We start from the raw sequence: 7,631 nt of genomic DNA on the forward strand, positions 1-7,631 counted from the left end.
TTCGAACCTCTACCCGGGCCAAGCGCGGCTGCATAGGGTGACCGGGTGACCGATTCCGCAGCCTCCGCGTACATCCGGTTTCCTCATCTGCACGGCGAGTTGGTCGTCTTCACGGCCGAGGACGACATCTGGGCCGCCCCGGTCGACGGCGGGGGCCGCGCCTGGCGGGTCAGCGCCGACAACGTCCCGGTCAGCCATCCACGCATCTCCCCGGACGGTACGACCGTCGCCTGGACGTCGACGCGTGACGGAGCCCCCGAGGTCCACGCGGCCTCCCTGGACGGCGGTCCCGCGAAACGGCTGACCTACTGGGGCAGCGCGAAGACCCAGGTGCGCGGCTGGACCCCCGACGGACAGGTACTCGCCCTCAGCACCCAGGGACAGGCCAGCCTGCGCCGCACCTGGGCCCGGTCCGTCCCGCTCGACGGCGGCCCCGCGGCGACCCTCCCGTACGGGCCCGTCGGCGACGTCGCCCACGGCGAGAACGGTGTCGTGCTGCTGTCCGCCCCGATGGGACGCGAGGCCGCCTGGTGGAAGCGGTACCGGGGCGGCACGGCGGGCAAGCTGTGGATCGACCGGGACGGTGACGGAGCGTTCGTCCGGCTGCACGAGGACATCGACGGCAACATCGAATACCCCTTCTGGGCCGGCGAGCGGATCGCGTTCCTCTCCGACCACGAGGGCGTCGGCGCCCTGTACTCCTCCCTCGCCGACGGATCCGGCCTGAGCCGCCACACCCCCCTCGACTCCTTCTACGCCCGCCACGCCGCCACCGACGGCACCCGTGTGGTGTACGCGTCCGGCGGCGAACTGTGGCTCCTGGACGGCCTCGACGGCGCCGAGCCGCGCCGCCTCGACCTCCGGCTCGGCGGCCAGCGCGTCGACCAGCAGCCGCACCCCGTGAGCGCCTCGCGCTGGTTCTCCGCCGCCGCGCCCGACCACACCGGACGCGGCAGCGCGGTCTCCGTGCGCGGCGCCGTCCACTGGGTCACCCACCGCTCCGGCCCGGCCCGTGCGCTCGCCGCCGAACCCGGCGTCCGCGCCCGGCTGCCCCGCGCCTTCCGCGCCGAGGGCGAGGAACACGTCGTGTGGGTGACCGACGCGGAGGGCGACGACGCCCTGGAATTCGCCCCCGCCACCGGAGTCGCCCCCGGCGCCACCCCGCGACGGCTCGCCGCCGGCGCGCTCGGCCGGGTCCTCGGCCTCGCCATGGCGCCCGACGGAAGCCGCGCCGCCGTCGCCTCGCACGACGGGCGCGTGCTGCTCGTGGAGCGCGAGAGCGGCGAGGTCCGCGAGGTCGACCGCGGCGAGGACGGCGAGGTCAGCGGCCTCGTCTTCTCGCCCGACTCGGCCTGGCTCGCCTGGTCGCACCCCGGCCCCCGCCCGCTGCGCCAGCTCAAGCTCGCCAACACCACCGACCTGTCGGTGACCGAGGCGACCCCGCTGCGCTTCCGGGACTACGCGCCGGCGTTCACCCTCGACGGCAAGCACCTCGCCTTCCTGTCGGCCCGCGCCTTCGACCCCGTCTACGACGAGCACGTCTTCGATCTGGCCTTCGTCGGCGGCTCCCGGCCGTACCTGATCACCCTGGCCGCGACGACCCCGTCGCCCTTCGGACCCCAGCGGCACGGCAGGCCCTTCGAGGCGCCCGACAAGGACGAGACGCCCGACAGCGAGGGCGCCCCCAGCACCCGCATCGACCTGGACGGACTCGCCGACCGGATCGTGCCGTTCCCCGTCGAGGCCGCCCGCTACTCCATGCTGCGCGCCGCCAAGGACGGACTGCTGTGGCTGCGCCACCCCGTGCGCGGCGTCCTCGGCGCCTCCCGCGCCGCCCCGGACGACCCGGACCCCAAGAGCGAACTGGAGCGGTACGACCTCGCCCAGCAGCGCATCGAGCATCTCGCCGCCGACGCCGACCACTTCACCGTCACCGGCGACGGCAAGCGGGTCCTGCTGTGGACCGACGGAAAGCTCAAGGTCGTCCCCAGCGACCGGCGCGCCTCGAACGACGACGAGAGCGACACGAACATCACCGTCGACCTGTCGCGGGTGCGCCAGACCGTCGACCCGGCCGCCGAGTGGCGCCAGATGTACGACGAGACGGGCCGCCTCATGCGGGACAACTTCTGGCGCCCGGACCTCGGCGGTGTCGACTGGGACGGCGTCCTCGACCGGTACCGGCCGGTCCTGGAGCGGGTCGCCACCCACGACGACCTCGTCGACCTGCTGTGGGAGGTCCAGGGCGAACTCGGCACCTCGCACGCGTACGTCACCCCGCGCGGCGGCTGGAGCGGCGGAGACCGGGCGCAGGGACTCCTCGGCGCGGACATCTCCCGCCACGAGGACGGCAGTTGGCGCATCGACCGGATCCTCCCCTCGGAGACCTCCGACCCCGAGGCACGGGCCCCGCTCGCCGCGCCCGGCGTCGCGGTGCGCGCCGGGGACGCGATCGTCGCGGTCGGCGGCCGGCCGGTGGACCCGGTGGCCGGGCCCGCGCCCCTGCTCGTCGGTACCGCGGGCAAACCCGTCGAGCTGACCGTCTCGCCCTCGGGCGGCGGCGATCCGCGGCACGCGGTCGTCGTGCCGCTCGCCGACGAGGAGCCGTTGCGCTACCACGCGTGGGTGGCCGACCGGCGCGCCTACGTCCACGAGCGGTCCGGCGGGCGCCTCGGCTATCTGCACGTGCCGGACATGGTCGGCGCCGGGTGGGCGCAGCTCCACCGGGATCTGCGGGTCGAGGTGGCCCGTGAGGGCCTGGTCGTGGACGTCCGCGAGAACCGCGGCGGCCACACCTCCCAGCTCGTCGTGGAGAAACTTGCCCGGCGGATCGTCGGCTGGGACCTGCCCCGAGGGCTGCGCCCTTACAGCTACCCGGAGGACGCGCCGCGCGGTCCCGTCGTCGCGGTCGCCAACGAGTTCTCCGGCTCCGACGGCGACATCGTCAACGCGGCGATCAAGGCGCTCGGTATCGGACCCGTGGTCGGCACCCGCACCTGGGGTGGTGTCATCGGCATCGACAGCCGCTACCGCCTCGTCGACGGCACCAGCGTCACCCAGCCCAAGTACGCCTTCTGGATGGAGGGGTACGAGTGGAACGTCGAGAACCACGGTGTCGATCCCGACGTCGAGGTCGTCCAGGCGCCGCAGGACCACGCGGCCGGCCGTGACACCCAGCTCGACGAGGCGGTCCGGCTCGCGCTGGCCGCCCTGGAGGAGACTCCGGCGAAGACCGCGCCCACGCTGCCACCGCTGTGACCTTCGCCCGGCGGGGCGGACGGCGGCGGCGCGAGTCGCGTGCGAGCCGTCCGTCCCGCCGGGCGGCTAGCATGCCCGGGTAATGATCGGCTGGCGTGAGGAGGCACACGCATGGCGCAGGAGCCGAGGCGGGACGCGGGCGGGGCACCGCAGGACGACTGCCTGTTCTGCAGGATCGTGGCGGGGCAGATCCCGGCGACGCTGGTGCGCGAGAGCGACACGACCGTGGCATTCCGCGACATCAACCCGCAGGCACCGACCCACATCCTGGTCATCCCCAAGGTGCACTACCCCGACGCCGCGTCCCTGGCCGCCGCCGAGCCCGCGATCGCGGCGGACGTCCTGCGCGAGGCCGGCGAGGTGGCGGGCGAGGAGAAGCTGGAGAGCTACCGCGTCGTGTTCAACACGGGCAGCGGCGCCGGCCAGACCGTCTTCCACGCGCACGCCCACCTCCTGGGCGGCCGCGGCATGCAGTGGCCGCCGGGATAGCCGGCCTTGTCCGCACGCGAACTGGTGGTCCTCGGCACCGCCAGCCAGGTCCCGACCCGGCACCGCAACCACAACGGCTATCTGCTCCGCTGGGACGGCGAGGGTCTCCTCTTCGACCCCGGTGAGGGCACCCAGCGCCAGATGCTGCGTGCCGGGGTCGCCGCGCACGATCTGCACCGCATCTGCGTCACCCACTTCCACGGCGACCACGCGCTCGGCCTCGGCGGGGTGATCCAGCGCATCAACCTCGACCGCGTCCCGCACGAGGTGACCGCGCACTACCCGCTCTCCGGGCAGCACTTCTTCGATCGGCTGCGGTACGCCACCGCCTACCGCGAGACGGTCCCGCTGACCGAGGCTCCGGTCGCGGACGACGGCGTCCTCGCGACGACCCCCGCGTACACCCTGGAGGCGCGCAGGCTCTCCCACCCCGTCGAGTCCTTCGGGTACCGGCTGGTCGAGCCGGACGGGCGGCGGATGCTGCCGGAGCGGCTCAGGGAGCACGGGATCAAGGGGCCCGACGTCGGGGTCCTGCAACGGGAGGGCACGCTGCGGGGCGTCACGCTGGACGACGTCAGCGAGGTCCGCCGGGGCCAGCGGTTCGCGTTCGTCATGGACACCCGGCTGTGCGAGGGAGTGGGCGCGCTCGCCGAGGGCTGCGACCTGCTGGTCATCGAGTCGACCTTCCTCGACGGGGATCACCGACTGGCCGCCGACCACGGACATCTGACGGCGGGTCAAGCGGGCCGGGTGGCCAAGGAGGCGGGGGTGCGGCACCTCGTGCTCACCCACTTCAGCCAGCGCTACCCCGACCCCGGCGCGTTCGAGCACGAGGCCCGCGCGACGGGGTTCGACGGGGAGCTGACGGTGGCGCACGACCTGGTGCGGGTGCCGGTGCCGAAGCGGCACTGAGGACCCGGCGGACAGGGCCGGGACGCCCGGTGCCGGGGATGCCCGGCGCCGGGAAGGTGCCGTTTTCGGTACGTCGGGGGAGGAACCGTACGATGCTTCGATGTCTCTCCCCAAGGCTGAACTGCACCTGCATATCGAAGGCACCCTCGAACCCGAGCTGGCCTTCGCGCTCGCCGCGCGCAACGGCGTCACCCTGCCGTACGCGGACACCGAGGAGCTGCGCAAGGCGTACGCCTTCGACGACCTCCAGACCTTCCTGAACCTGTACTACGAGCTCATGGCCGTCCTGCGGACGGAGGCGGACTTCGCCGACCTGGCCGACGCCTATCTCGCGCGCGCCGCCGCGCAGGGCGTACGGCACGCGGAGATCTTCTTCGACCCGCAGGCGCACATCGCCCGGGGCGTGCCGATGGGGACGGTCGTCGAGGGACTGTGGCGGGCGCTCGGGCGCAGCGAGGAGACCCACGGGGTCTCCACCCAGCTCATCATGTGCTTCCTGCGCGACGAGTCCGCGGAGTCGGCCATGGACACCCTGGAGGCCGCGAAGCCCTACCTCGACCGGATCACCGGCGTCGGCCTCGACTCGGCCGAGGTCGGCCACCCGCCGGTCAAGTTCCGCGCGGTGTACGAGGCCGCCGCCGGGCTCGGGCTGCGGCGCGTCGCGCACGCCGGCGAGGAGGGGCCGCCCGCGTACATCACCGAGGCCCTCGACATCCTCGGCGTCGAGCGGGTCGACCACGGGCTGCGCTGCATGGAGGACCCCGAGCTCGTCGCACGGCTGGTGCGGGAGCGGGTGCCGCTGACGCTGTGCCCGCTGTCGAACGTACGGCTGCGCGCCGTGGACGTCCTGGCGGAGCACCCGCTGCCCGCCATGATGGACGCCGGGCTGCTGTGCACGGTCAACTCCGACGACCCCGCCTACTTCGGCGGTTACGCCGGCGACAACTTCGGTGCCGTGCGCGAGGCCCTCGGGCTCGGCGAGGAGCGGCTGCGGGAGCTGGCGCGCAACTCGTTCGAGGCGTCCTTCCTGGAGCACGACGAGGAGCGGCGGGCGCGGTACATCGCCGAGGTCGAGGCGTACGCGTTCCCGTAGCCCGTCGAGCGCCCGCCCACCCTCCCCTCCTCGGGGCGGGCGGGCACCCGCGGGAGTCAGGCGCTCACGGGACCGGGTGCGGGCGCGGCGGCCGTGAGCAGGGGCCCCGCCGTGCCGTACGCGCCCCGCTGAGCGGGCACGCCCTCCAGCGGGATCTCGACGACGGGGATCTCGATGACGGGGAGTTCGGCCATGGGGATCTCCACGACAGGGACCGCCACGGGGATCTCGGGGACGGGGATCTCGACGATCTGGCCGGTGTGGCGCGGGCGCAGGGCCACGAGCGTCATCGGGACGCCGACGATCAGCAGGCCGGCGGCCAGGACCGCCCCCATGGCGGGGTAACCCGCCCGATCGGACAGCAGGCTTCCGGTGAGCGGGCCGCACGCCGTGCCGAGCGAGGAGGCGGAACCGACGAGGACCGCCCACCGGCCGCGCGGGTCCATGGACGCGGCGAGGCCGATCACGTACGACAGCACGACCGGGTAGAGCGCGTTCCAGGCGATCTCGCCCGTCGCGAAGGACGTCAGATCGGTGGCCGCCGCGCTCAGCGCGATGCAGCCGGCGATCAGCGCCGTCCCCAGGCCGATCGGCAGCGCCCGGCCGAGCCGCGGGCCGAGAGCGCCCGCGCCGATCGTCCCGAGCAGCCCCGTGCCGAGCGCCACCGCGAAGACCGCGCCCACCTTCACCTCGGTGAGCCCCGCCTGCGCCAGGCCTATCCGGCCGCTCACACCCCACAGGGAGTTCTGCGCGAGGGACCAGAAGAGCATCGTGGCGGCGAGCAGCAGCCCGGAACGGCGGTGCGGGAGCGCCCCGGTGACGCGCCGGGCGCGGTCGGCCGGTGTGCGGGCGGGAAGGCGGCCCGTCAGGGACAGCGCGAGCAGCGCGGTGCAGGCGATCGCGGCGAGCGGGTAACCGTGCCCCGGGCCGAGGTGGGGGATGGTCAGATACAGGGTGCCCGCGAGGCCGGAGACGCCGAACAGGCCCAGGGTGGTGACCCGGTGGGAATCGGGCCGGCCGGCGATCCCGGTCGCGGCGACCGTGGTGGCCGTACCGGAGCCGAAACCGCCGACGACCGCGCCGGCGACCACGAGGGGGACAGCCGCCGACAGCGCGGCGGTGCCGTAGCCGGCGGCCGCGAGGAGCAGCCCGGCGCGGGCCAGCGCGCGCGGGCCGAAACGGTCGACGCGGGAGGCGAGCAGGAAGCCGGCCGAGGCCGAGCTCAGCAGCAGGACACTGCCGACGGCTCCGGCCTGGGTGGCCGACAGCGGGAGCCCCGCGTCGAGGCGGCCGACGGTGGTGGGGAGGAGATACGCGGCGAGGTACCCGGCCGTGAAAAGGGCGACGAGGGGCCAGGGCGTGGCGGTGCGGGCGGACACGGGCGTTCCCAGGGCATGCGAGAGCGGCTCAAGAAGAGAGGGGGAGGGGCGGCTGTCGACGGACAGGAACGCGCGGGCAATTTGTATCAAGGTGGGGGGTCCGCGAAGAAGGCGTGACGGTGTGATCTGGGGCACTCTTTGTTTGCGGTGGCACACCCGGGGTACTGGCGCGTCCTTTCGGCCGCCGAGCGGAGGGCGAACCCGGCTGCCCGGCCTGGGCCGCCACCGCACGCCAGGGCGGCCGCCGGAACGAACCCCGCAGGTGAACGGGGTGGGAGCGGGCTCCGGTCCCGGGGCTGGAGTGGTGCCCGGATGTCGGCTGAGCGGGGCCCCGGCGCGGGCAGGTGTGGGTGCCCGGAGGCGGGACGGGGCCGACGGCGGGCGGGTCCCGCACGGGGGTCAGACGGGTCCCGCACGGGGGTCAGACGGGTCCCGCACGGGGGTCAGACGGGTCCCGCACGGGGGTCAGACGGGTCCCGCACGGGGGTCAGACGGGTCCC

General features: G+C 74.2%; 5 protein-coding genes. 4 read left to right on the forward strand and 1 reads right to left on the reverse strand.

All coding sequences use genetic code 11. From position 1 onward, the window contains the following. The first annotated feature begins 45 nt into the window (after window positions 1–45). The 4 genes from ACWEBX_RS01175 (at window position 46) to ACWEBX_RS01190 (ending at window position 5,752) form a co-directional block, all read left to right on the forward strand. On the forward strand, window positions 46–3,258 hold the full coding sequence (locus tag ACWEBX_RS01175) for a S41 family peptidase (protein ID WP_451882817.1): 3,213 nt from the start codon (window positions 46–48) through the stop codon (window positions 3,256–3,258). 111 nt (window positions 3,259–3,369) lie between these two features. Continuing rightward, complete coding sequence (locus ACWEBX_RS01180) at window positions 3,370–3,747, forward strand: histidine triad nucleotide-binding protein (protein ID WP_451882818.1); 378 nt, start codon at window positions 3,370–3,372, stop codon at window positions 3,745–3,747. Window positions 3,748–3,753: 6 nt separating this feature from the next. Next, on the forward strand, window positions 3,754–4,659 hold the full coding sequence (locus ACWEBX_RS01185) for a ribonuclease Z (protein WP_451882819.1): 906 nt from the start codon (window positions 3,754–3,756) through the stop codon (window positions 4,657–4,659). Window positions 4,660–4,759: 100 nt separating this feature from the next. Next, complete coding sequence (locus tag ACWEBX_RS01190; RefSeq protein WP_451882820.1) at window positions 4,760–5,752, forward strand: adenosine deaminase; 993 nt, start codon at window positions 4,760–4,762, stop codon at window positions 5,750–5,752. A 56-nt stretch (window positions 5,753–5,808) separates the two neighbouring features. Here ACWEBX_RS01190 and ACWEBX_RS01195 read toward each other — a convergent pair whose 3' ends face one another. Further along, entirely contained in the window at window positions 5,809–7,131 is a 1,323-nt protein-coding gene (locus ACWEBX_RS01195) for an MFS transporter (protein ID WP_451882821.1), read from the reverse strand. Window positions 7,132–7,631 lie beyond the last annotated feature (500 nt).

The organism is Streptomyces sp. NPDC005070 (genome assembly GCF_053600395.1).

Coding starts and splice junctions, on each gene's coding strand:
- ACWEBX_RS01190 (WP_451882820.1), top strand. CDS start 4,760: ATGTCTCTCCCCAAGGCTGAACTGCACCTGCATATCGAAGGCACCCTC.
- ACWEBX_RS01180 (WP_451882818.1), top strand. CDS start 3,370: ATGGCGCAGGAGCCGAGGCGGGACGCGGGCGGGGCACCGCAGGACGAC.